Raw genomic sequence first — 24071 nt, 5'->3', positions numbered from 1 at the left:
TTTGCGTCGTTCTCGATCAGTCGTGCAAATGTTCTGCAGCGTACAGGGTATTCTCCAGCAGGCAGGCGCGGGTCATCGGGCCCACGCCGCCCGGGACCGGAGTGATCCAGGCAGCGCGTTCGCTGGCAGGCTCGAACTCCACATCACCCAGCAAACGCCCGTCGGTCTGGCGGTTGATGCCCACGTCGATAACGATTGCACCGGGCTTGATCCACTCACCCTTGACCAGCCCAGTGATGCCGGTGGCGACCACTACCAGGTCGGCACGCTGTACATGCTCGGCCAGATTGCGGGTGAAGCGGTGAGTTACGGTAGTGGTGCAGCCGGCGAGCAGCAGCTCCAGCGCCATTGGCCGGCCGACGATATTGGAGGCGCCAACGACTACGGCGTCCAGACCGTGCAGGTCGACCCCTGTGCTTTCCAGCAGCGTCATGATCCCTTTTGGGGTGCAAGGGCGCAGCAGCGGCATACGTTGGGCCAGCCGACCAACGTTGTAGGGGTGGAATCCATCCACGTCCTTGTCCGGACGAATACGCTCGAGCAGTTGCGACGCATCGAGGTGCTTGGGCAGCGGCAGCTGCACCAGGATGCCGTCAATGGAGGCGTCGTCGTTCAGCTGATCGATCAGAGCCAGCAGGTCCTCCTGGCGGGTATCGCTCGGCAGGTCATGGGCAACGGAGTTGAAACCGACTTCCTCGCAATCCTTGCGCTTGTGCGCCACATATACCTGGGAGGCCGGGTCGCTGCCCACGAGAATCACGGCGAGGCCGGGCGCGCGGAGCCCTTGGGCGCGGCGCTCGGCAACACGACCAGAAATCTGTTGGCGAATATTGGCAGCAATCGTTTTACCGTCGATCAGTTTTGCGGTCATGACGCTTGATTAACCATTGGAGAGGACGAGGAAAGGGCGCGTATTCTCGCATGCCATGGTCACACGGCAAAGGCGAACCGGCTAACGGCGGTTGTAACTCCTTTATCTAACTGAAATTTTTTTGAATTTGCTGTTGACGACTGTTTGGAGCCTCTATAACATTCGCCCCGCTTGTCGAGCACAGCCTGCTGCTGGGTAAGATGGCTTAGAAGAAACAGCTTCTTCAACGGCCGGAGCTTCAAGTCTGCGCTCCGAACAGAATGCAGATAAAAGCGCCCGTAGCTCAGCTGGATAGAGCATCCGCCTTCTAAGCGGATGGTCGCAGGTTCGAGTCCTGCCGGGTGCGCCATTTCGGGCTTCTGGCACAAGCAAAGCGTAATATGGTGGGCGTAGCTCAGTTGGTAGAGCACAGGATTGTGGCTCCTGGTGTCGAGGGTTCGATCCCCTTCGTCCACCCCATATTCCAGAGAACGCCAGGCGCTGCCTGGCGTTTTCGTTTAAGCCCGCTTGGCGGACGTGGTGAAATTGGTAGACACACCAGATTTAGGTTCTGGCGCCGCAAGGTGTGAGAGTTCGAGTCTCTCCGTCCGCACCATGTAACAAGCCGAAAGCCCCGGATTCCGGGGCTTTCGCGTTTCTGGCGATGTGATTCCTGCCACCCGATGAAGCCGTTGACTGAAACGGCAAAACGTCCTGCTGGATTTTGCGCTCGGCCTGGAGCGACTCTCCGGCTCTCTCCTCAATGACCGCAGCTTCATCCCTCTGAACGATCCGATGTGTGGCGCTCGACGTTGTTCAGCACCGAAATTCATCCTATGATCCATACGTAGGATGAATTTGAGGTGGCGAATGACGTTGCAGCATGCGGAACGCTTATCGCTGGTGGAGCACGTTATCGACCAGTTGCGCACGCAGATCACTGCCGGCTCATGGGAGTGCGGTGAGCGTATTCCTACCGAGCCCCAGCTCAGCGACATGCTTGGCGTGGGCAGAAATACCGTTCGTGAGGCGGTGCGCGCGCTGGTGCACACAGGGCTGCTGGAGGTTCGCCAGGGTGCCGGCACGTTCGTTCGGTCAAACCGCGACCCTTCGGAGTTGCTCGAAAGCCTGGACCACGCCGCGCTGCACGATCAGCTGGAAGTCCGTCGGGCTCTGGAGGTCGAAGCGGCGCGACTCGCCGCGTCACGTCGTACCGATGACGACCTGAAAGCGATCAGCGATGCGCTTGGCGCCAGAGGAAGCTGGACTGACGCGGCTTCGCTTGAGGCATTCGTCCACCGCGATGCGCAGTTTCATTTGAGCATTGTCCGGGCCAGTCACAACGCGGCACTGGTTGAGATGTACCGGTTCTTCTGGGCTGGCCTACAGAACACCATCGCCAGGACGGAAGCGGAGAAGCATCTCCCTGAGCCTACCTACCAGGCCCACGCGGCCGTCTATGAGGCCATTGTGCGTGGCTGCCCGGAGCAGGCCGCCATCGCAGCCAGCGAGCTGCTGACTCCAGCGCTACAGGCCCTTTCTTCGACAACAAAAAAAGCAACGAACAAACCGGAGTAGCCATAGACATGGATCATTCGATCGCCACTTGGGCAATCCTGCTCGCCGCTGCTTTCCTGGGTGGTGGGCTGAATGCCATCGCCGGAGGCGGTAGCTTTTTCACGTTCCCGGCCCTGGTTTATGCAGGCGTGCCGCCTGTTGCAGCGAATGCTTCGGGGACCTTTGCGCTGTTGCCGGGATACTTCGCAAGCACCTGGGGTTATCGGGAGGATCTCAAGGCTCCGGCCACGCTGAGCATGCGTTCACTTCTCGCCATCAGCCTGGGTGGGGGTGCATTTGGCGCGGCACTTCTGCTAACGACGCCGGATGACGTGTTTCGCGCCATCGTGCCCTGGCTGCTTCTGGTTGCTACTTTGCTTTTCGCGTTCGGGCCATGGTTGCTGCGCACGTTCAAGCGCACCGCCGGCTCCGGCGAGGCCGGCGCTTGGGTGCAGGCCTGCGCGATCGCTGCGGTGAGTGTTTATGGTGGCTACTTCAACGGCGGACTGGGCATTGTCCTGCTGGCTGCTTTCAGCCTGCTCGGCCATAGCAACATCAACGCGATGCAGGGACTCAAGAACCTTGTGTCATCGGTATTGACCGCAATCGCAGTGTCGGTTTACGCCTTCGGAGGCGCCATATTCTGGCGCGAAGCGCTGGTAATGATGCTTGCTGCGACAGTCGGAGGGTATGTCATGGCTCGTGTCGGACGACGCCTGCCGGCAACGCTGGTGCGCGCGGTGGTAATCGTGACCGGGTCGATCATGACGATACTGTTCTTCCGGAGCTGACGAGCGATGCCGCCCGTAAGGCTCGAACGGGCCGGCAGGTGCGATTCGCAAGCGCCCTGCGGCTTGCAGGTTGTGTGAGAGGCAGGGTGACTTATGCTGGTCGAGCCACTAGAATGCTTGCCCATTCTGGGGCCGGAACGCCCGGCTTATGTCTGTGCAACGAGGAAAATCCATGCAAGTTTCTGTTGAAAGCACCTCCGCTCTTGAGCGCCGCATGACCATCGGCGTGCCGGTCGAGCGCATCGAGACCGAAGTCAACAAGCGTCTGCAACAGACCGCCAGCCGTGCCAAGATCCCCGGTTTCCGCCCCGGCAAGGTGCCGATGAGCGTGATCCGTCAGCGTTATGAGGAAGCCGCTCGTCAGGAAGCGCTGGGCGACCTGATCCAGTCCACCTTCTACGAAGCCATCGTGGCCGAGAAGCTGAACCCGGCTGGCGCTCCGTCCGTCGAGCCGAAGGTATTCGAGAAGGGCAAGGATCTCGAGTACGTCGCCACCTTCGAAGTATTCCCCGAGTTTGAAGTGGCTGGTTTCGAGGCCATCGAGATCGAGCGTCTGCAGGCTGAAGTGACTGATGCCGACGTCGACAACATGCTGGAAATCCTGCGCAAGCAGAACACTCGCTTCGAGAGCGTCGAGCGTGCTGCCGAGAACGGCGACCAGGTGAACATCGACTTCGTCGGCAAGATCGACGGTGAAGCTTTTGCCGGCGGTTCGGCCAAGGGCACTCAGCTGGTGCTGGGTTCCGGCCGCATGATCCCGGGCTTCGAAGACGCCCTGGTCGGCGCCAAGGCCGGCGAAGAGCGCGTGATCACCCCGACTTTCCCCGAGGATTACCAGAACCTCGATCTGGCCGGCAAAACTGCCGAGTTCACCGTCACCGTAAATAGCGTCGCGGCTCCTCAGCTACCGGAACTCAACGAGGAGTTCTTTGCCCAGTTCGGCGTTCAGGAAGGTGGCGTGGAAGGTTTCCGCGCGGAAGTGAAAAAGAACATGGAGCGCGAACTGCGTCAGGCCATCAAGACCAAGGTGAAGAACCAGGTCATGGAAGGGCTGGTTGCGGGTAACCCGATCGAAGTGCCCAAAGCACTGGTAGACAATGAAGTGAACCGCCTCCGCGTACAGGCGGTGCAGCAGTTCGGCGGCAACATCAAGCCAGACCAGCTGCCGGCAGAGCTGTTCCAGGAGCAGGCCAAGCGTCGTGTCGTGCTGGGTCTGATCGTGGCTGAAGTGGTCAAGCAGAAAGAGCTCAAGCCGGACGAAGCGCGCGTTCGTGAGCTGATCGAAGAAATGGCTTCCGCCTATCAGGAGCCGGAGCAGGTTGTGGCCTGGTACTACAAGAATGCTGAGCAGTTGAACGAAGTTCGCTCGGTTGTGCTCGAAGAGCAAGTTGTAGATACTGTTCTGCAGCAGGCCAAGGTGACCGACAAGTCGGTCTCCTACGAAGAAGCCGTCAAGCCTGCGGAAGCCCCGCAAGCAGCCTGATTTCTTCATATATTCGAGTGCACAAACATAAGCCAGCCTCGTGCTGGCTTATGTCTTTTGAGGCATGACATAGGGAGTATCGTTGGAACATGTCCCGCAATCCTTTTATGCAAGCTCCGGACATTCAGGCCGCCGGCGGCCTGGTCCCGATGGTGATCGAGCAATCCGCACGCGGTGAGCGCGCCTACGACATCTATTCACGCCTCCTGAAGGAGCGGGTGATTTTCATGGTTGGCCAGGTCGAGGACTACATGGCCAACCTGATCGTGGCGCAGCTGCTGTTCCTCGAGGCGGAAAACCCCGAGAAAGACATTCACCTCTATATCAATTCCCCGGGTGGCTCGGTGACCGCTGGCATGTCGATCTACGACACCATGCAGTTCATCAAGCCTAACGTCTCGACCATCTGTATCGGTCAGGCTTGCTCCATGGGAGCCCTGTTGCTGGCGGGCGGGGCGGCGGGCAAGCGTTACTGCCTGCCGCATTCGCGCATGATGATTCACCAGCCTCTGGGTGGCTTCCAGGGTCAGGCTTCGGACATCGAAATTCACGCCCGGGAAATCCTGACCATTCGCGAGCGCTTGAACAAGGTGCTTGCCCATCACACTGGCCAGCCCATGGACGTCATTGCCCGTGATACCGATCGCGACAATTTCATGAGCGGTGAAGAAGCCGTCAAATACGGCCTCATCGACCAGGTTCTGACCCAGCGCCAACTGGCCGTCTGATCGCCCCAGCCTGCGATATGTGGCTGTTCCGTGGGCTTGAAAAAGCCCACGATTGCCTTCATCTTGTGTTTCAAGCCTTCCCGATTGGATCGATCGAATGACTGACACCCGCAACGGCGAGGACTCCGGCAAACTGCTCTATTGCTCTTTTTGCGGCAAAAGCCAGCATGAAGTTCGCAAGTTGATCGCCGGGCCCTCCGTTTTCATCTGCGACGAGTGCGTCGACCTGTGCAATGACATCATCCGTGAGGAGGTGCAGGAAGCCCAGGCCGAGAGCAACGCGCATAAGCTGCCTGCGCCAAAGGAGATCAGCGGCATTCTCGACCAGTACGTCATTGGTCAGGAGCGCGCGAAAAAGATCCTCGCGGTGGCCGTGTACAACCATTACAAGCGCCTCAACCAGCGCGACAAGAAAGAAGAAGTCGAGCTGGGCAAGAGCAACATCCTGCTGATCGGTCCCACTGGCTCCGGCAAGACGCTGCTCGCCGAGACGCTGGCGCGCCTGCTCAATGTTCCGTTCACCATTGCCGATGCAACCACGCTCACCGAGGCGGGTTACGTGGGTGAAGACGTCGAGAACATCATCCAGAAGCTGCTGCAGAAGTGCGATTACGATGTGGAGAAGGCCCAGATGGGCATTGTCTATATCGATGAGATCGACAAGATCTCCCGCAAATCGGATAACCCGTCCATAACCCGAGACGTTTCCGGTGAGGGCGTGCAGCAGGCGCTGCTGAAGCTCATCGAAGGCACCGTTGCTTCCGTCCCGCCACAGGGTGGCCGTAAGCATCCGCAGCAGGAGTTCCTGCAGGTCGACACGCGCAACATACTGTTCATCTGCGGCGGCGCGTTCGCCGGCCTGGAAAAGGTTATCCAGGGTCGCTCCACCCAGGGTGGTATCGGCTTCAACGCGGAAGTGCGCAGTAAGGACCCGGGCAAGAAGATCGGTGAAGCGCTGCGTGCGGTCGAGCCGGATGATCTGGTCAAGTTCGGCTTGATCCCCGAGTTCGTCGGTCGTCTGCCGGTGATCGCAACCCTCGACGAGCTCGACGAAGCTGCGTTGATCCAGATCCTGACCGAGCCGAAGAACGCGTTGACCAAGCAGTACGCCAAACTGTTCGAACTCGAGGGTGTGGATCTCGAATTCCGCCCGGACGCGCTGAAAGCTGTCGCTCATCGTGCACTCGAACGCAAGACGGGTGCCCGCGGTTTGCGCTCGATTCTCGAAGGCGTTCTGCTGGACACCATGTATGAAATTCCGTCGCAGAAGGACGTCAGCAAGGTGGTCATCGATGAAAGCGTGATCGAAGGCACATCCCAGCCTTTGCTGATCTACGAGAACACCGAGCCGCCAGCCAAGGCTGCGCCTGAGGCGTGATCGAACAAAGGGGCCTTCGGGCCCCTTTGTATTTGGCTCGCCGCCTTGTTTTTTGCCGAGGGTGCCCTCATCTTTGCTGCAAGGGTATAGCCCATCCGTTTACCGCCGTATGGCCGTCGTAGAGCTGAATTTATGAAAACAACCATCGAATTGCCCCTCTTGCCGCTGCGCGATGTGGTGGTTTACCCGCATATGGTGATCCCGCTTTTCGTTGGCCGTGAAAAATCCATCGAGGCGCTCGAATCCGCCATGTCCGGCGACAAGCAGATTCTCCTGCTGGCGCAGAAGAATCCGGCCGACGACGACCCGGGCGAAGATGCGCTATATCGCGTCGGCACCGTTGCTACCGTGCTGCAGCTGCTCAAGCTTCCGGACGGCACCGTCAAGGTGCTGGTCGAAGGTGAGCAGCGGGGCGTGATCGAGCGATTCGTCAAAGTCGACGATCACTGTCGAGCCGAGGTTTCGCTGATCGAGGAAGCCGATGTCGATGCACGCGAATCGGAAGTTTTCACGCGCAGCCTGCTCAGTCAGTTCGAGCAGTACGTGCAGCTTGGCAAGAAGGTCCCGGCAGAGGTGCTGTCCTCACTGAGCAGCATCGACGAGCCGGCCCGCCTAGTCGACACCATGGCGGCGCACATGGCGCTGAAGATCGAGCAGAAACAGCAGATCCTGGAGATCACCGACCTACCTGCCCGTGTCGAGCACGTCCTGGCGTTGTTGGACGCCGAGATCGATCTGCTTCAGGTCGAGAAGCGCATTCGCGGCCGCGTGAAGAAGCAGATGGAGCGCAGCCAGCGCGAGTACTACCTGAACGAGCAGATGAAGGCCATTCAGAAGGAGCTCGGCGATATCGATGAAGGCCATAACGAAGTCGATGAACTGAAGAAGCGTGTCGAGAACGCCGGACTCAGCAAGGATGCCTATGCCAAGGCCCAGGCGGAGCTGAACAAGCTCAAGCAGATGTCACCGATGTCGGCCGAGGCGACGGTAGTGAGGACCTATATCGACTGGCTGGTGAACGTGCCTTGGAAAGCCGCCAGCAAGGTCCGGCTGGACCTCGCCAAGGCAGAAGAGGTGCTCGACGCCGACCACTATGGTCTGGAAGAGGTCAAGGACCGCATCCTTGAGTATCTCGCCGTGCAGAAGCGTGTGAAGAAGCTCAAGGGGCCGGTGCTCTGCCTGGTAGGGCCGCCCGGTGTCGGCAAGACGTCCCTCGCCGAATCCATTGCGCGTTCGACCAATCGCAAGTTTGTTCGCATGGCGCTGGGCGGTGTGCGTGACGAAGCCGAGATTCGCGGCCATCGCCGCACCTACATCGGTTCCATGCCGGGCCGTCTGATCCAGAAGATGACCAAGGTGGGCGTGCGCAACCCGCTGTTCCTGCTCGACGAGATCGACAAGATGGGCAGCGACATGCGCGGCGATCCTGCCTCGGCACTGCTCGAGGTGCTGGACCCGGAGCAGAACCACAACTTCAACGATCACTATCTGGAGGTCGACTATGACCTCTCGGACGTGATGTTCCTCTGTACCGCCAACTCGATGAACATTCCGGCGCCGTTGCTCGACCGCATGGAAGTCATCCGCCTGCCTGGCTATACCGAGGACGAGAAGGTCAACATTGCCACACGGTATCTGGCGCCCAAGCAGATCGAGGCCAATGGCCTGAAGAAGGGCGAGCTGGAGTTCCAGGAAGCCGCTATCAGGGACATCATTCGCTACTACACCCGGGAGGCCGGTGTTCGCAGCCTTGAGCGCCAGCTGGCCAAGGTGTGCCGCAAGGTGGTCAAGGAGCATGCGGCCGAGAAACGCTTCCATGTGATTGTGGATGCCGATTCTCTCGAGCATTTCCTGGGTGTTCGCAAGTTCCGTTACGGGCTCGCCGAACAGCAGGATCAGGTAGGGCAGGTCACCGGGCTGGCCTGGACTCAGGTCGGTGGCGAGCTGCTGACGATCGAGGCGGCCGTGGTACCGGGCAAAGGGCGGCTTACCAAGACCGGCTCGCTGGGCGAGGTGATGGGCGAGTCGATTACCGCGGCGCTGACGGTGGTTCGCAGCCGGGCGGTCAGCCTGGGCATTGCTGCCGATTTTCATGAAAAGCAGGACATCCATATCCACGTGCCAGAGGGCGCCACCCCCAAGGATGGCCCGAGCGCTGGTATCGGGATGTGTACGGCGCTGGTTTCTGCCCTGACGCAGATCCCGGTGCGCGCAGATGTCGCAATGACCGGCGAGATCACATTGCGTGGACAAGTGCTGGCCATTGGCGGACTGAAGGAGAAACTTCTGGCTGCGCATCGCGGTGGAATCAAGACGGTGATCATTCCGGAAGAAAATCAGCGTGATCTGAAAGAGATTCCTGAAAATATTAAGCAGGACCTGCAGATTAAACCGGTGAAGTGGATTGACGAGGTCCTGCAAATTGCGCTGCAATACGCGCCGGAGCCCTTGCCCGATGCGGCTCCCGAGATTGTTGCAAAGGACGACAAGCGCGAGCCTGATTCCAAGGAGCGAATCAGCACGCATTAGTCTGGAAGGCCACGTTGACACACTTCAGGTGCCCTTGTTTAATCGGCCTCTTGTGTCAGAGCCATCTAGCACCGCTTTGCTTACACCCGAAAATTAAAGATACGACTCAACAGAAATAAGGGGACTTAGAGTGAACAAGTCGGAACTGATCGATGCCATCGCTGCATCTGCTGATATCCCAAAAGCTGTTGCTGGCCGCGCGCTGGATGCAGTGATCGAATCCGTCACCGGCGCCCTGAAGGCTGGTGACTCCGTGGTACTGGTTGGTTTCGGTACTTTCGCTGTCAAGGAGCGCGCTGCGCGCACTGGTCGCAACCCGCAGACTGGCAAGCCGATCAACATCGCTGCCGCCAAGATCCCGGGCTTCAAAGCTGGCAAGGCTCTGAAAGACGCTGTCAACTAAGCGTTTTGTTACCCGGCCAGTCAGCGTGCGCTGCGCTGGCACGGGGCGGTTGTCGAGCAGGCCTGGCCTGCCGAGATCTGGCTTGGGGGAATAAGCCCAACCGCTCCAAAGGCTCCGAGAAGGCGCATCCCTGGATGCGCCTTTCTTTTATTCGGTTTCCACCCGCGGTGCGCAGTCTTGCGGGCCGCAGACTCCTGGGGGTCGCATGCTTCAGAACATCAGGGACAATTCACAAGGCTGGATTGCCAAAACCATCATCGGCGTCATCGTCGTGCTGCTGGCCTTGACTGGCTTCGATGCCATCTTCAATGCCGCCAGCAACGCCCAGAACGCTGCAGAAGTCAACGGCGAGGAAATTTCCCGCTACGACCTCGACCAGGCCATGAACATGCAGCGCCGGCAGCTTGCCCAGCAGCTCGGGCAGGATTTCGATCCGTCCCTGCTCGACGACCGCCTGCTGCGCGATGCGGCTCTCGGCTCGCTGATCGATCGCATGCTGCTGTTGCAGGCCGCCAAGGGCGCCAACTTCGCATTCTCGCGCGAAGCGCTCGATCAGCTGATCCTGCAGACCCCCGAGTTCCAGGTTGACGGTGCTTTCAACCCTGCCCGGTTTGATCAGGTGATCCAGCAGATGGGCTATTCCCGTCTCCAGTTCCGCCAACTGCTCGAACAGGAAATGCTGATTGGCCAGCTGCGTGCCGGCATTTCCGGTACCGGTTTCGTTACCGATCAGCAGGTGCAAAACTTTGCCCGCCTGGAGATGCAGACCCGGGATTTCGCTACGCTGACCGTGCCGGCGCAGCACGAAGCCATCGAGGTCAGCGACGACCAGATCAACGAGTTCTACGAGGCCAATGCCGACCGTTTTCGTACCCCTGAACAGGTCGTCGTCGAATACGTCGAGCTGAAGAAGGAGTCGTTCTTCGATCAGGTCGAGGCGTCCGACGAGGAGTTGCAGGAGCTGTATCAGAAGCAGATCGCCAATCTGGCAGAACAGCGCCGCGCCGCGCATATCCTGATCGAGACCGGCGGTGAACTGAGCGACGACGAGGCCAAGGCCAAGATCGACGAGATCGCCGCGCGCGTGAAGAATGGTGAGGATTTCGCCGCGGTCGCCAAGGAGGTTTCCCAGGATCCGGGCTCGGCCAACGAAGGTGGCGACTTGGGCTTTGCTGGTCCAGGGGTCTACGACCCAGCATTCGAAGATGCGCTTTATGCATTGAACGAAGGCGAGGTCTCGGCACCGGTCAAGTCGGAGTTCGGCTGGCACATCATCAAGCTGCTCGGCGTCCAGTCACCGGAGGTTCCCTCTTTCGAAAGCATGAAGCCGGAGCTGGTACGCGAGCTGAAGGCCCAGCAGGTCGAGCAACGCTTCGTGGAGACCAGCAAACAGCTGGAAGACGCTGCCTTCGAGGCATCCGACCTGGCGCAGCCTGCGCAGGAACTGGGTTTGATGGTGCAGACCACCGAAGCGTTCGGGCGTGAGGGCGGCGAAGGCATCACGGCCAATCGGCAGGTCATCCAGGCCGCGTTCAGCGAGGAAGTGCTGGTGGACGGCGCCAACAGCAGCGTGATCGAACTGGACCCTGATACGGCGGTGGTGATTCGCGTCAAGGAGCACCTGAAGCCTGCGCCGATTCCGCTTGCCGACGTTCGTGACGATATCGTGCAGCAACTCCAGCGCACGCTGGCGGCCGAAACCGCTCGTACTCAGGGTGAGCAGCTGTTGGCCGAGCTGCGCGAAGGCAAGCAACCTGAAGGGCAGTGGCAGGCGGTCGAAGCGGCCACTCGCAGCCAGGAGGGCGTCGCACCGGCGCTGCTGCAGGCAGTGTTCCGCATGCCGCGTCCGGAGCAGCAGGACAAGCCCAGCTACTCGGGCGTGGCGCTGAACAACGGCGATTACGTGGTTGTGCGACTGAACGGCGTCAATGAGGCTGACGCCGCTTTGTCCGACGAAGAGAAGCTGAACATTCGCCGCTTCCTGGCTTCGCGGATGGGGCAGCAGGACTTCGCGGCGTTCCGTCAGAAGCTGCAGGCCGAAGCGAAGATCGAGCGTTTCTGATCGAATGAATGGCTGGCAAGCTGCGAAGCCTTGCCAGCACCCACGACAACGCCCCGACTGGTTCGGGGCGTTGTCGTTTCTGCCGGGGAAGAAGCGCTACCGCAACAGCCGGCGTGCGAGCCAGGGGCTCTGGTGCATGAAGGCGGTGTGGACACGGGTCCTGCAGCAGCAGCGCGTCGACCAGCCAGCCGCGCTGCCAGAGCATCACCAGGCCCGACAGCCAGACCACGCGCGAGGCATAGCGGAAGACACCGTGCTCGCGCTTCATCCGCGCCTCCAGATCGCGGTTGAGGACGGCAACGTCAACGCCGTTCTGCAGCGGCACGAAGCGCGGGTTCTGGATGAAGTTCGCGTAGTTGTGGCCGACCCAAACCAGCGCGAACAGAAGATGCGCGTAGCGCGCCAGCAGGTCGAGAACGGGCAGTTGCATGTCAGCTCACCAGCCAGTAGCGCAGCAGCAGGTAACAGCCGAGTGTCAGCGCAACCCCGGCGCCTCAGCGCACGTAGACGTAAGCGGTGACTTCGAAGCCCAGACGCAGATCGCAGAAGTTCGGATCGATCCACTGCATGGTGTATCTCCTTTCATGTTGTCGTTGGGAAATGCGGTACCGCAGCTCGAAGCTAAGGCGCTTTGCAGGGGCGCCTAATAAGACTTTGGGGTCGGTTTTGCAGGCTTTTGGTCGTGCTTTTCTTGCGCTGGAGAATATTTGCGCTGTGGTTCTGCGCCCTTGTCCGGGATCATTTTTGCCGCGTGGACCAGGGGCTAGCCTGTGCGGCTTTTTGGCCGAGAAACGCGCGTCGGAGATAGGCTAGAAGCCGCGATACAGCGGGCTGTGCGCCTTGGCATCTACTACCAAATGAGGAGTCCTCCGCTGCCATGGGTGCATACCGGAGCCTGGAGCGGGCTGCCTAAGATCGGTCCATGCCCTGCGCACTTCCCGGCGCAGGCTCTGACAAGCAGAAGAAGAGAGGCCCATCATGATCTACGCCCAGCCCGGTACCCCAGGCGCCGTCGTTTCCTTCAAGCCCCGTTACGGCAACTACATCGGTGGCGAGTTCGTCCCGCCGGTCAAAGGCGAGTACTTCGTCAACACCTCGCCCGTCAATGGTGAAGTGATCGCCGAATTCCCGCGTTCGGGCGCTGAAGACATCGAGAGGGCGCTGGATGCCGCGCATGCAGCCGCCGACGCCTGGGGTCGTACCTCGGTGCAGGACCGCGCCAATATCCTGCTGAAGATCGCCGATCGCATCGAAGCCAACCTGGAAAAACTCGCCGTCGCCGAAACCTGGGACAACGGCAAGGCCGTTCGTGAAACCCTGAACGCCGACGTACCGCTGGCCGCCGACCACTTCCGCTACTTCGCCGGTTGCATCCGCGCCCAGGAAGGCAGCGCCGCAGAGATCAACGAGCACACTGCGGCCTATCACTTCCATGAGCCGCTGGGCGTGGTCGGGCAGATCATCCCATGGAACTTCCCGCTGCTGATGGCGGCCTGGAAACTGGCTCCGGCCCTGGCTGCCGGTAACTGCATCGTGCTCAAGCCGGCCGAACAGACTCCGCTGTCGATCATGGTCCTGATCGAGATCATCGGTGACCTGCTGCCGGCGGGCGTGCTGAACATCGTTCAGGGCTTCGGCCGCGAAGCTGGTCAGGCGTTGGCGACCAGCACCCGCATTGCCAAGATCGCCTTTACCGGCTCGACCCCGGTTGGCTCGCACATCATGCGTTGCGCGGCCGAGAACATCATCCCCAGCACCGTGGAACTGGGCGGCAAGAGCCCGAACATCTTCTTCGAAGACATCATGAATGCGGCGCCTGCGTTCATCGAGAAAGCCGCTGAAGGTCTGGTACTGGCCTTCTTCAACCAGGGCGAGGTCTGCACCTGCCCGTCGCGTGCGCTGATTCAGGAATCGATCTTCGAGCCCTTCATGGAAGTGGTGATGAAGAAGGTCAAGGCGATCAAGCGCGGCAACCCGCTGGATACCGACACCATGGTCGGCGCCCAGGCGTCCGAGCAGCAGTTCGACAAGATCCTTTCCTACATGGAAATCGCCCAGCAGGAAGGCGCGCAGATCCTCACCGGCGGCGCAGCCGAGAAGCTCGAAGGCGGCCTGGCCTCCGGTTACTACGTGCAGCCGACCCTGATCAAGGGTCACAACAAGATGCGTGTGTTCCAGGAAGAAATCTTCGGCCCGGTGGTCGGCGTCGCTACCTTCAAGGACGAAGCCGAAGCCCTGGCCATTGCCAACGACACCGAGTTCGGCCTGGGCGCTGGCGTCTGGACCCGCGACATCAACCGCGCCTACCGCATGGGTCGCGGCATCAAGGCCGGCCGTGTCTGGACCAACTGCTACCACCTGTATCCGGCACATGCCGCGTTCGGCGGCTACAAGAAGTCCGGTGTCGGTCGCGAAACGCACAAGATGATGCTCGACCACTATCAGCAGACCAAGAACCTGCTGGTCAGCTACGACATCAATCCGCTCGGCTTCTTCTGATGAGGGCCCCGGCGCGTGTGCTCCAGCGCGCCGGTTTATTTTGCTACGCACGTCAAGTGCAGGAACCTGCGCCGCTTCTGAAGTACCCCCTCGAACCGAGCGTATGGTTCCTATCGCAACGCGGCCCCGGCCGCGTTTTTTTTGCTCCGGACTCGACCAGCCATCGCGGCTATCGAACTCCCGCCAGCTGAAGCGCCTCACATCTGCATAGGCCAACATCGAAAGCAGAGGAGGTCACCCATGCCGCAATTGCTCGAGCCCTGCTCGCTGAAGCACCTGCGCTTGCGCAATAGAGCCGTCGTCGCACCCATGACGCGGGTCAGCGCCGAGCCCGAGGGCGCTGCCAACGAACTGATGCGCGACTACTACGCATCCTTTGCCAAAGGCGGCTTCGGGATGATCGTAAGCGAGGGTGTCTATACCGATACCGCTTATAGCCAGGGCTACTTCAACCAGCCCGGGCTCGCCACCGACGCGCACCGGGACAGCTGGAAACCCATCGTGCAGGCGGTTCACGAAGCCGGTGCGGCGTTCATCGCCCAGCTCATGCATGGCGGTGCCCAGACCCAAGGCAACATCCATCACGCCCGCCATGTGGCTCCATCGGCAGTACAACCGAGCGGATCTCAGCTGAAGTTCTATGGCGGAGAGGGTCCTTACGCGACGCCGGCTGAAATGAGCGAAGAGGATATCCAGGAGGCCATCGCCGGTTTCGCGCTGGCGGCCCGGCACGCGCGGGAGGCCGGCTTCGATGGAGTCGAGCTGCATGGCGCCAACGGCTACCTGCTGCACGAATTCATGAGCGCCGAGTTCAACCAGCGCAGCGATCAATGGGGTGGGACGTTTCTCGAACGCCTGCGCATGCCACTGGCGGTGATCGCTGCCGTGCGGGCGGCGGTGGGCGAGGAATTCGTGGTGGGGATGCGACTGTCGCAGAGCATGGTCTGCGACGGCCGACTCAAATGGGAGGGCGGCGAGGAACAGGCCCGGCAGCGCTTCCGTGTACTGGCTGATGCAGGGCTCGACTATCTGCACATCACTGAGCCCGATGCCCGTGCACCGGCCTTCGGAGAAGGCCCGAGCCTTGCCGCCATCGCCAAGGGCAGCGTAGCGATCCCGGTGATCGGCAACGGTGCCATCGTCACCGGCGAGCAGGCCGAGGCCTTGCTTGGTCGAGGCGAGATGGATCTGGTGGCGGTTGGCAAGGCGGCGCTGGCCAACAACGATTGGCCGCAACGCATTCAGCAAGGCATCGAGCTGAGCGATTTCGACGGTTCGATGTTTGTTCCCATGGCGACCATCACCAACGAACTGGCGTGGCGCAATGCCAATGATCGGCCAGCGCTGCGTTCGAGTTGACATGCCCGGCAACGAGGCGTTAGCTGAATCGCGAAACCTGGTAACAGATGGCTGCCGTTCGTCGGGCACTACCAAGGCACGGCGCTGTCTCCTTCCAAAGTACCATTCTGCTTGAAGCAGAACAGGGGGCTTAATTGGGCTGTCGGAATCTTCCGGCACCATAAAAAGAGGACCGACCTATGTGGACTACACCCGCCTTCACCGACCTGCGTATTGGTTTCGAAGTCACCATGTACTTCGCAAACCGTTGATCGATCAGCCCCGGCTCCGGCCGGGGCTTTGCTTTTGGGGGCTGTCCATGTTCATCCAAATTCTCGGTTCCGCCGCGGGTGGGGGTTTTCCGCAGTGGAACTGCAACTGCGCCAACTGTGCGGGCCTGCGCGCCGGCACGCTCAACGCCAAGGCGCGTACCCAGTCGTCCATCGCCATCAGCGACAACGGTGTCGACTGGATCCTGTGCAATGCGTCGCCGGACATCCGCGCCCAGCTCGAGTCCTTTCCGACGCTGCAGCCGGCCCGTGCGCCCCGCGACACCGCCATCGGTGCGATCGTCCTGCTGGACAGTCAGATCGATCACACCACCGGCCTGCTGACGCTGCGCGAAGGCTGCCCGCATGAAGTCTGGTGCACCGAGATGGTTCATCAGGACCTCACCACCGGCTTCCCGCTGTTCAACATGCTGGAGCACTGGAACGGCGGCCTGAAATGGAACCCGATCACCCTGCGCGGCAACTTCAGCATTCCCTGCTGCCCGAACCTGCATATCACGCCGATCCCGCTGCGCAGCTCGGCGCCACCCTATTCGCCGCACCGCAACGACCCGCACCCCGGCGACAACATTGGTCTGCTCATCGAAGACCGCAACACCGGCGGCACACTGTTCTACGCGCCGGGGCTGGGCCAGGTCAGCGAAGAGCTGCTGGCCACCATGCGCCGGGCCGACTGCCTGCTGGTCGACGGCACGCTGTGGCGCGATGACGAGATGCTCGTGCGCGAGGTCGGCACCAAGCTCGGCAGCGAAATGGGCCATCTGCAGCAGAGCGGCCCGGGCGGCATGATCGAGGTGCTCGACGGCATGCCGGCGGTGCGCAAGATCCTCATTCATATCAACAACACCAACCCGATCCTCGACGAGGATTCCGTCGAGCGCGAGATCCTTGGCGAGCACGGGATCGAGGTCGCCTACGACGGCATGAACATCGAGCTCTGAAGCCAAGACATTGCCGCAGCCGGCCACAGGCCGAACGAGCGCAGAACGACAAGAAAGGAACTGAAACCGTTATGAACCTGCCAGCCATGAGTCCCGCCGAATTCGAACAGGCGCTGCGCGCCAAGGGCGAGTACTACCATATCCATCACCCGTTCCACCGGGCCATGTATGCCGGGCAGGCGACGCGCGAACAGATTCAGGGTTGGGTCGCCAACCGCTTCTACTATCAGGTCTGCATCCCGGTGAAGGATGCAGCGATCATGGCCAACTGTCCGGACCGCGACACCCGCCGCGAGTGGATTCAGCGCATCATCGACCACGATGGCGCGCCGGGTGAGGAGGGTGGCATCGAAGCCTGGCTGCGGCTGGCCGAGGCCGTGGGTCTGGACCGTGAGCAGGTGCTGTCGCAGGAGCTGGTGCTTCCCGGCGTGCGCTTCGCAGTGGATGCCTACGTGAACTTTGCCCGTCGGGCCTGCTGGCAGGAAGCAGCCAGCAGCTCGCTGACCGAACTGTTCGCACCGACCATCCACCAGTCGCGGCTGGATAGCTGGCCGCAGCACTATCCCTGGATCGACGCGTCGGGCTATGACTACTTCCGCAAGCGCCTGAAGGAAGCCCGCCGCGATGTCGAGCACGGCCTGCGCATCACCCTGGACCACTATCGCACCCGCGAGGCGCAGGAGCGCATGCTGGAGATCCTTCAGTTCAAGCTCGATGTGTTGTGGAGCATGCTGGACGCCATGAGCATGGCCTATGAGCTGGACCGACCGCCGTACCATACCGTCACCCGCGACCGGGTCTGGCACAAGGGCATCAGCTTCTGACGGGGCGCACGTCGTGCAGGGTTGGGCTTCGGCCCGCTACTGCCACGGCTGATCGACGCCCGCCCGGCCATTGACGAGAAAAGAGATGAGCGAAATTCAACTGACCCAGGTTCCATCCTTTCGCCGCGGCTTCCGCTTCCAGTGGGAGCCGGCGCAGAACTGCCACGTGCTGCTCTATCCGGAAGGTATGATCAAACTCAACGAGAGCGCCGCAGCAGTGCTGACCGAGGTGGACGGGACAAGGACCGTGGGCGCCATCGTCGCCGACCTGCAGGCTCGCTACCCGGAGGCCGAAGGCATTCAAGAGGATATCGTCGCGTTCCTGGAGGTCGCCGTTGAACGGTTCTGGATCGAGCTTCGCTAAACCCGGCTACGAGCCGGGTCCGCCGCTCTGGTTGCTGGCGGAGCTGACCTATCGTTGCCCGCTGCAGTGCCCGTACTGCTCCAATCCGCTGGACTTCGCCCGCAGCCACGATGAGCTGAGTACGGCTGAGTGGATCGAGGTATTTCGCCAGGCGCGGGAGATGGGAGCCGCCCAGCTGGGCTTTTCGGGAGGCGAGCCGCTGGTCCGTCAGGACCTTGTCGAGCTGATCGCCGCCGCTCGCGGGCTCGGCTACTACACCAACCTGATCACCTCAGGCATCGGCCTTACCGAAGAGAAGATCGCCAGCTTCGCCGATGCCGGCCTCGACCATATCCAGATCAGCTTCCAGGCCGCAGACGAGGAGGTGAACAACCTGCTCGCCGGGTCGCAGAAGGCTTTCGCCCACAAGCTGGAAATGGCCCGTGCGGTGAAAAAACACGGCTATCCGATGGTGCTCAACTTCGTCACACATCGGCACAACATCGACAACATCGACCAGATCATTCGTCTGTGCATCGAGCTCGAGGCCGATTTTGTCGAGCTCGCCACCTGCCAGTTCTACGGCTGGGCCGAACTTAACCGCGCCGGGCTGCTACCGAGCAAGGAGCAGCTGGTACGTGCCGAGCGGATCACCAACGAGTGGCGCGACAAGCTCGCCGCCGAGAACCATCCGTGCAAACTGATCTTCGTCACGCCCGATTATTACGAGGAACGGCCGAAGGCCTGCATGAACGGCTGGGGCAACCTGTTCCTGGACATCACCCCGGACGGCACGGCCTTGCCCTGTCATAGCGCGCGACAGTTACCGGTGACTTTCCCGAACGTGCGCGAGCACAGCATCGAATACATCTGGCGAGACTCGTTCGGCTTCAACAGGTTTCGCGGTTACGACTGGATGCCTGAACCCTGTCGCAGCTGCGACGAGAAGGAGCGCGACTTCGGCGGCTGCCGCTGCCAGGCCTTTATGCTCACCGGCGATGCCGCCAATGCCGACCCCGTGTGCAGCAAGTCGGCACACCACGGCAAGATCCTTGCGGCTCGCGATCAGGCCGACCACGGCGCGCTGGGCCTCGATCAGCTGCAGCATCGTAACGAGAAGGCTTCCAAGCTCATCCTCAAGGTATGAAATCGCCCCGCAACGATTCGTCCATGCTTCATCCATCCGCCGAGGTGCTGCCCTATGGCTTCTGGCCCAGCGACTGGAGTGCCGAAGCCGCTGCGGCCGCCAGCCGGGACTTCGCCGAGTTGCGGGCCGGGCAGGGTGGGTTGTTCTGGATCGAGTACGACCCCGCCGAGGGTCGCTGCAGCCTGTGGTTCTGGCAGGCCGGCCAGGCGTGCTGCGTGACGCCAGCCGGCTACTCGGTACGCAGTCGCGTCTATGAATACGGCGGCGGCGCGTTCTGCCTAACCGGGCAGGGGCTCGCCTTCGTCAACGAGGCGGACCAGCAGATCTACCTGCAAACGCAGGCTGACCCGGAAGCCACATCCCTGCCTGCAGCGCTGACCGAGCGTCCCGGCTGCCGTTACGGTGATCTGCAGTACGACCCCAAGGGCGCGGCCGTCATCGCCCTGGAAGAGTCCAGCGAAGACAACGGTATCCTGCACCGGCTGGTGGCCTTCACGCTGTCCGACGGCGCTCGCCGTATCGTCGTCGAAGGGGCCGACTTCTACTCGTCGCCCATGTTGACTCCGGATGGTCGAAAGTTGGCCTGGATCGAGTGGGATCGCCCGGAGCAGCCCTGGACCTCGACCCGTCTGTGCGTCGCCGAGCGTCAGGCAGACGGGGGCTGGGGCGCGGTGAGGTGCGTGGCTGGCGGCGCGGGCGGGGAGTCGCTGCAGCAACCGCGCTTCACCGAACACGGTCAGCTGATCTGTCTCAGTGACCGGTTGGGCTACTGGCAGCCCTGGGCCGAGGTCGACGGTGCGTGGGCATTGCACCCACTGATCGCAGCGGAGTCGGAGGCGACACGGAATTTCGACTGCGCACCTGCGCCCTGGCAGCTGGGGACCAGCAGCTATGTGCCGCTGGCGGACGGCGGCCTGCTGATGACCCATATGGTCGACGGCTACGGTTGGCTGTTCGAACACGGCGCCGGAGGCGGGCAGCAGCTGGCCAGTGCGTTCAGCCGCTGCCGCCAGCTCACTGCGGACGCCACCCACCTGTTCTGCATCGCAGGTGCAACGCAGCGCGCGCCGGCGGTGCTGGCCATTGACCGGACCAACGGCTCGGTGCGGGTTCTGGCCGGCGGAGCGACTCCGCTTGCCGCGCCACAGGTTTCGTGCCCGCAGCCCATGCGATTCCCGACCGGCAATGGTGAAACCGCCCATGCGTTCTTCTATGCGCCGCGCAATACGAACTGCCGCGGCGAGCACGGCACATTGCCACCGCTGGTGGTGTTCATCCATGGCGGACCGACGTCGGCGTGCTACCCGGTGTTCGACCCGCGCATCCAGTTCTGGACGCAGCGCGGCTTCGCCGTGGTGGACGTCAACTACCGCGGCAGCAGCGGGTTCGGCCGGGCCTACCGACAACGCCTGCGCGAGCAATGGGGTGTGGTGGATGTGGAAGACGCATGCCAGGCAGCCCGCGCACTGGCGCAGCAGGGCGCTATCGATCCGCAGCGGGTGTTCATCCGTGGCTCCAGCGCCGGCGGCTACACCGCCCTCAGCGCACTGGTGGCGACCGATCTGTTTCGCGGCGGCGCCAGTCTGTATGGCGTCAGCGACCCCCTGGCGCTGCGCCGGGTCACCCACAAGTTCGAAGGCGACTATCTGGATTGGCTGATAGGAGATCCGCAGCGGGTGCCGGAGCGCTTTCGCGAGCGCGCGCCGCTGCATAACGCCGAGCGCATCGCCGCACCGGTGCTCTTCCTGCAGGGCGGGCAGGACGCCGTGGTGCTACCCGAGCAGACCGAATCCATGGTGGCAGCACTGCAGAGCCGCGGCGTCGAGGTGCAGTACCGTCTCTACCCGGACGAACGCCACGGCTTTCGTCAGGCTGCCAACCTGGCGGATGCGCTCGAGCGCGAGCTGCGCTTCTACCAGGGGCTGCTGTAGCTCTTTCCGCCGGACGGATGGCGCCGCCAGCCGTTAGGCGCATTGCTTTAACTGAGCAATGCAGTAGGCTTGCGCCCGTTGTTACAAAAAATAAAAAAGGCCGCAGTCATGAGCCCGAATATCAGCCTCCAGCGCAAGTTCGTCTCCCCTGAAATCATCTTTGGTGCCGGCTGCCGCCATAGCGTGGGCACCTGCGCGGGCAATTTCGGCGCGCGCAAGGTGCTGGTGGTTTCCGATCCGGGCGTAGTCAAGGCCGGCTGGGTGGCCGATGTGCAGGCCAGCCTCGCTCGACAGGGCATCGAGCACTGCCTGTTCACTGACGTTTCGCCCAATCCGCGCTGCGAAGAGGTGATGCTCGGTGCCGAGCTGTATCGCAGCGAGGGCTGCAACGTGATCGTTGCAGTCGGCGGCGGCAGCCCGATGGATTGCGCCAAGGGCATCGGCATCGTGGCCGCGCATGGGCGGCATATCTATGAATTCGAGGGCGTCGACACCCTGCGCGTGCCCAGCCCGCCGTTGATCCTGATTCCCACCACTGCCGGCACCTCGGCGGATGTGTCGCAGTTCGTGATCATTTCCAATCAGGAAGAGCGGATGAAGTTCTCGATCGTCAGCAAGGCCGCCGTGCCGGATGTTTCGCTGATCGATCCGGAAACCACGCTCAGCATGGACCCGTTTCTCTCCGCCTGCACCGGTATCGATGCGTTGGTGCATGCCATCGAGGCCTTCGTTTCCACCGGCCACGGCCCGCTGACCGACCCCCACGCGCTGGAGGCCATGCGGCTGATCAACGGCAATCTGGTGCAGATGATCGCCAATCCGGCGGACATCGCGCTGCGTGAGCAGATCATGCTCGGCAGCATGCAGGCCGGGCTGGCCTTCTCCAATGCCATCCTCGGCGCCGTGCATGCCATGTCCCACAGCCTCGGCGGCTATCTGGACCTGCCCCACGGCGTATGCAATGCCGTGCTGGTCGAGCATGTGGTGGCCTTCAACTACGACGCTGCACCTGATCGCTACCGGATAGTCGCCGAGACCCTTGGCATCGATTCACGCGGGCTGAGCCACCGACAGGTGCGCGAGCGCCTGGTGCAGCATCTGATCGATCTCAAGCAGCGCATCGGCTTCCGCGAAACCCTGAGCCTGCACGGCGTGAACCTCTCCGATATCCCGTTCCTCTCGCAACACGCCATGCAGGACCCCTGCATCCTGACCAATCCACGCTCGTCGACGCAGCGGGACGTCGAGGTGGTCTATGCCGAAGCCCTCTGATGATCAGCATCAGGCACTGACGCAACTGCTCGGCTTCGGCAGTCATTCGGCGCGCAAGAGCCACTACCCCGAGCTGCTGGCACGCCTGGAAGAGCTGGAAGCCGAACGCAATCGCTACAAATGGCTGTTCGAGCATGCGGTGCATGGCATCTTCCAGGCCAGCCTGCAGGAAGGCATCCGCGCAGCCAATCCGGCACTGGCGCGAATGCTTGGCTATGAAGGTCCGGAAGAGGCGCTCTGGGCGCTGACCGACCTGTCACACCATCTGTTCATCGGCGGCGAGGACGAGCTGCGCCAGATCCGCCACACCCTGAGCCAGCAGCACGGGCTGTTCGGTTACGAGACACGCCTGCGCCGCAAGGATGGCAGCGCCATCTACGTGGTGATGAACCTGCTGCTCAAACCGGACGAGGACGGCCTGGTGGAAGGCTTCGTCGCCGACGTCACCGAGCGCAAGCTCGCCCAGCTGCGCCTGTTGCAGCTCAATGAGGAACTGGAGCGTCGCGTCGCCGAGCGCACCTGCGAATTGCGCGAGGCGCGAGATGCGGCGGAGGCCGCCAACCTCAGCAAGGACAAGTATCTCGCTGCTGCCAGCCACGACCTGCTGCAGCCGCTCAACGCTGCGCGGTTGCTCATCTCGACGCTGCGCGAGCGTGCCCTGCCGCAGGGTGAACGCCATCTGGTCGAGCGTGCGCACCAGGCGCTGGAGGGCGCCGAGGATCTGCTGACCGACCTGCTCGATATCTCCAAGCTCGACCAGGCGGCCATCAAACCGGACATCGACATCTACACGCTGGACGATGTCCTGTTGCCGCTGGTTTCCGAATTCCAACCGGTGGCCGCTGCCGCCGGGCTTCGCTTGAAGCACCACGTCCCGCGCTTCGCCGTCAGAACGGACTTCCGCCTGCTGACACGGATTCTGCGCAATTTCCTCAGCAACGCCTGCCGCTATACCGACAGCGGCGGCGTGCTGATCGGCGCGCGCAAACATGCCGGCGCGCTGCGCATCGAGGTCTGGGACACCGGAAGGGGAATCCCCCCCGAAGAGTTGCAGGCGATCTTCCTCGAGTTCAATCAGCTGGGCATCGGCAGATCGACCAAACGCAGCGGGGTGGGGCTGGGGCTGGCGATCGTCGATCGTATTGCCAACATGCTCGACTACCCTGTGCTGGTGCGTTCACGACCGGGCCGTGGCTCGGTGTTCAGCATCGACGTCCCGCTGGCCGACGCCTCGCCGCGCGAGCGCATCGCCACGCCAGTGAGCCTGCCGCAGTTGGGCGATCCGCTGCCAGGGCGACGGCTGCTGGTGATCGACAACGAGGAGAGCATTCTATTGAGCATGACCGCGCTGCTGGAGCAGTGGGGTTGCGAAGTGCTCACGGCTACCGACACGCAGAGCGCCCTGCTTGCGCTGGACGGACGGGCACCAGATGCGGTCCTCGCCGATTACCACCTGGACGGCGGCCTTACCGGCTGGGATGTGGTGTTGACGGTGCGCGAACGGTTCGGCCAGGCGCTGCCGGTGGTGATGATCACCGCTGATCGCAGCGACGAGTGCCGTCAGCAGTTGCAGGGCTGTGGTGTGCCGGTGCTGAACAAGCCGGTCAAGCCCGGCAAGATGCGCTCGGTACTCAGCCATCTGCTCGCAGGCAATTCATCCGCGGTGGGGCTGGAAGCGAGCTGAACCCGATCTTGGTCAAGTTTT

At 61.9% G+C, this 24071-nt stretch carries 20 protein-coding genes, 3 tRNA genes and 1 pseudogene; 21 read left to right on the top strand and 3 right to left on the bottom strand.

What is annotated here, in order from left to right:
- Nucleotides 1-16: 16 nt before the first annotated feature.
- Complete coding sequence (gene folD / locus VF716_RS05260) at nucleotides 17-871, bottom strand: bifunctional methylenetetrahydrofolate dehydrogenase/methenyltetrahydrofolate cyclohydrolase FolD (protein WP_053527515.1); 855 nt, start codon at nucleotides 869-871, stop codon at nucleotides 17-19.
- A 272-nt stretch (nucleotides 872-1143) separates the two neighbouring features.
- On the opposite strand from folD, the gene VF716_RS05255 reads away from it, so the two are divergent.
- The 11 genes from VF716_RS05255 to VF716_RS05205 all read left to right on the top strand — a co-directional run bounded on the left by VF716_RS05255 (nucleotide 1144) and on the right by VF716_RS05205 (nucleotide 11781).
- A tRNA-Arg gene (locus tag VF716_RS05255) sits at nucleotides 1144-1220 on the top strand.
- A gap of 34 nt (nucleotides 1221-1254) precedes the next feature.
- A tRNA-His gene (locus VF716_RS05250) sits at nucleotides 1255-1330 on the top strand.
- Nucleotides 1331-1381: 51 nt separating this feature from the next.
- Nucleotides 1382-1466 (top strand) — tRNA-Leu (locus VF716_RS05245).
- A gap of 254 nt (nucleotides 1467-1720) precedes the next feature.
- The gene (locus tag VF716_RS05240; RefSeq protein WP_045159017.1) at nucleotides 1721-2428 is read left to right on the top strand and encodes a FadR/GntR family transcriptional regulator; all 708 of its coding nucleotides are present in this window, start codon (nucleotides 1721-1723) and stop codon (nucleotides 2426-2428) included.
- A gap of 8 nt (nucleotides 2429-2436) precedes the next feature.
- Nucleotides 2437-3198: a sulfite exporter TauE/SafE family protein gene (locus VF716_RS05235; RefSeq protein ID WP_045159018.1), complete on the top strand. Its 762-nt coding sequence runs from the start codon at nucleotides 2437-2439 to the stop codon at nucleotides 3196-3198.
- A gap of 172 nt (nucleotides 3199-3370) precedes the next feature.
- A complete protein-coding gene (gene tig / locus VF716_RS05230; RefSeq protein ID WP_011913197.1) occupies nucleotides 3371-4681 on the top strand; it encodes a trigger factor in 1311 nt (436 codons plus the stop codon).
- 89 nt (nucleotides 4682-4770) lie between these two features.
- Nucleotides 4771-5409, top strand: coding sequence for an ATP-dependent Clp endopeptidase proteolytic subunit ClpP (gene clpP / locus VF716_RS05225; protein WP_013982753.1), 639 nt, complete (start codon nucleotides 4771-4773; stop codon nucleotides 5407-5409).
- Nucleotides 5410-5506: 97 nt separating this feature from the next.
- Nucleotides 5507-6787, top strand: a complete 1281-nt coding sequence (clpX, locus tag VF716_RS05220) for an ATP-dependent Clp protease ATP-binding subunit ClpX (protein WP_049339836.1) — start codon at nucleotides 5507-5509, stop codon at nucleotides 6785-6787.
- Between the two features lie 132 nt (nucleotides 6788-6919).
- A complete protein-coding gene (gene lon / locus VF716_RS05215) occupies nucleotides 6920-9316 on the top strand; it encodes an endopeptidase La (RefSeq protein WP_053527514.1) in 2397 nt (798 codons plus the stop codon).
- A 130-nt stretch (nucleotides 9317-9446) separates the two neighbouring features.
- Nucleotides 9447-9719, top strand: a complete 273-nt coding sequence (hupB, locus tag VF716_RS05210) for a nucleoid-associated protein HU-beta (protein WP_003282502.1) — start codon at nucleotides 9447-9449, stop codon at nucleotides 9717-9719.
- Between the two features lie 205 nt (nucleotides 9720-9924).
- On the top strand, nucleotides 9925-11781 hold the full coding sequence (locus VF716_RS05205) for a SurA N-terminal domain-containing protein (RefSeq protein ID WP_440552097.1): 1857 nt from the start codon (nucleotides 9925-9927) through the stop codon (nucleotides 11779-11781).
- Nucleotides 11782-11935: 154 nt separating this feature from the next.
- On the opposite strand, the pseudogene VF716_RS05200 reads toward VF716_RS05205, so the two are convergent.
- Both VF716_RS05200 and pqqA (VF716_RS05195) read right to left on the bottom strand, forming a co-directional pair.
- Nucleotides 11936-12211, bottom strand: a pseudogene (locus VF716_RS05200) (hypothetical protein); the annotation flags it as partial.
- 64 nt (nucleotides 12212-12275) lie between these two features.
- Entirely contained in the window at nucleotides 12276-12350 is a 75-nt protein-coding gene (pqqA, locus tag VF716_RS05195; protein WP_430381548.1) for a pyrroloquinoline quinone precursor peptide PqqA, read from the bottom strand.
- Nucleotides 12351-12759: 409 nt separating this feature from the next.
- On the opposite strand from pqqA (VF716_RS05195), the gene exaC reads away from it, so the two are divergent.
- The 10 genes from exaC (at nucleotide 12760) to VF716_RS05145 (ending at nucleotide 24050) form a co-directional block, all read left to right on the top strand.
- A complete protein-coding gene (exaC, locus tag VF716_RS05190; protein WP_440552095.1) occupies nucleotides 12760-14280 on the top strand; it encodes an acetaldehyde dehydrogenase ExaC in 1521 nt (506 codons plus the stop codon).
- A 240-nt stretch (nucleotides 14281-14520) separates the two neighbouring features.
- Nucleotides 14521-15639 carry an oxidoreductase gene (locus tag VF716_RS05185; protein WP_014596672.1) on the top strand — a complete coding sequence of 373 codons (1119 nt, stop codon included), beginning with the start codon at nucleotides 14521-14523 and terminating at the stop codon, nucleotides 15637-15639.
- 179 nt (nucleotides 15640-15818) lie between these two features.
- The gene (pqqA, locus tag VF716_RS05180) at nucleotides 15819-15890 is read left to right on the top strand and encodes a pyrroloquinoline quinone precursor peptide PqqA (RefSeq protein ID WP_080977618.1); all 72 of its coding nucleotides are present in this window, start codon (nucleotides 15819-15821) and stop codon (nucleotides 15888-15890) included.
- Nucleotides 15891-15937: 47 nt separating this feature from the next.
- The gene (gene pqqB, locus VF716_RS05175) at nucleotides 15938-16849 is read left to right on the top strand and encodes a pyrroloquinoline quinone biosynthesis protein PqqB (protein ID WP_049339063.1); all 912 of its coding nucleotides are present in this window, start codon (nucleotides 15938-15940) and stop codon (nucleotides 16847-16849) included.
- A gap of 71 nt (nucleotides 16850-16920) precedes the next feature.
- Nucleotides 16921-17673, top strand: coding sequence for a pyrroloquinoline-quinone synthase PqqC (gene pqqC, locus VF716_RS05170; protein ID WP_013982760.1), 753 nt, complete (start codon nucleotides 16921-16923; stop codon nucleotides 17671-17673).
- An 85-nt stretch (nucleotides 17674-17758) separates the two neighbouring features.
- A complete protein-coding gene (gene pqqD / locus VF716_RS05165; protein ID WP_011913210.1) occupies nucleotides 17759-18037 on the top strand; it encodes a pyrroloquinoline quinone biosynthesis peptide chaperone PqqD in 279 nt (92 codons plus the stop codon).
- Entirely contained in the window at nucleotides 18009-19163 is a 1155-nt protein-coding gene (pqqE, locus tag VF716_RS05160; protein WP_019406225.1) for a pyrroloquinoline quinone biosynthesis protein PqqE, read from the top strand. The genes pqqD and pqqE overlap by 29 nt, the downstream gene beginning before the upstream one ends.
- Nucleotides 19160-21094 carry an alpha/beta hydrolase family protein gene (locus VF716_RS05155; RefSeq protein WP_343427182.1) on the top strand — a complete coding sequence of 645 codons (1935 nt, stop codon included), beginning with the start codon at nucleotides 19160-19162 and terminating at the stop codon, nucleotides 21092-21094. Before pqqE ends, VF716_RS05155 begins: the two co-directional genes overlap by 4 nt.
- Before the next feature lie 108 nt (nucleotides 21095-21202).
- The gene (gene ercA / locus VF716_RS05150) at nucleotides 21203-22366 is read left to right on the top strand and encodes an alcohol dehydrogenase-like regulatory protein ErcA (RefSeq protein WP_017245086.1); all 1164 of its coding nucleotides are present in this window, start codon (nucleotides 21203-21205) and stop codon (nucleotides 22364-22366) included.
- Nucleotides 22350-24050, top strand: coding sequence for a hybrid sensor histidine kinase/response regulator (locus VF716_RS05145; RefSeq protein ID WP_013982764.1), 1701 nt, complete (start codon nucleotides 22350-22352; stop codon nucleotides 24048-24050). The genes ercA and VF716_RS05145 overlap by 17 nt, the downstream gene beginning before the upstream one ends.
- The last annotated feature ends 21 nt before the right edge of the window (nucleotides 24051-24071 follow it).

Source organism: Stutzerimonas sp. Brlt_14 (assembly GCF_051948915.1).
Lineage (GTDB): Bacteria > Pseudomonadota > Gammaproteobacteria > Pseudomonadales > Pseudomonadaceae > Stutzerimonas > Stutzerimonas stutzeri.
This window is presented reverse-complemented; position numbering and strand designations above follow the sequence as displayed.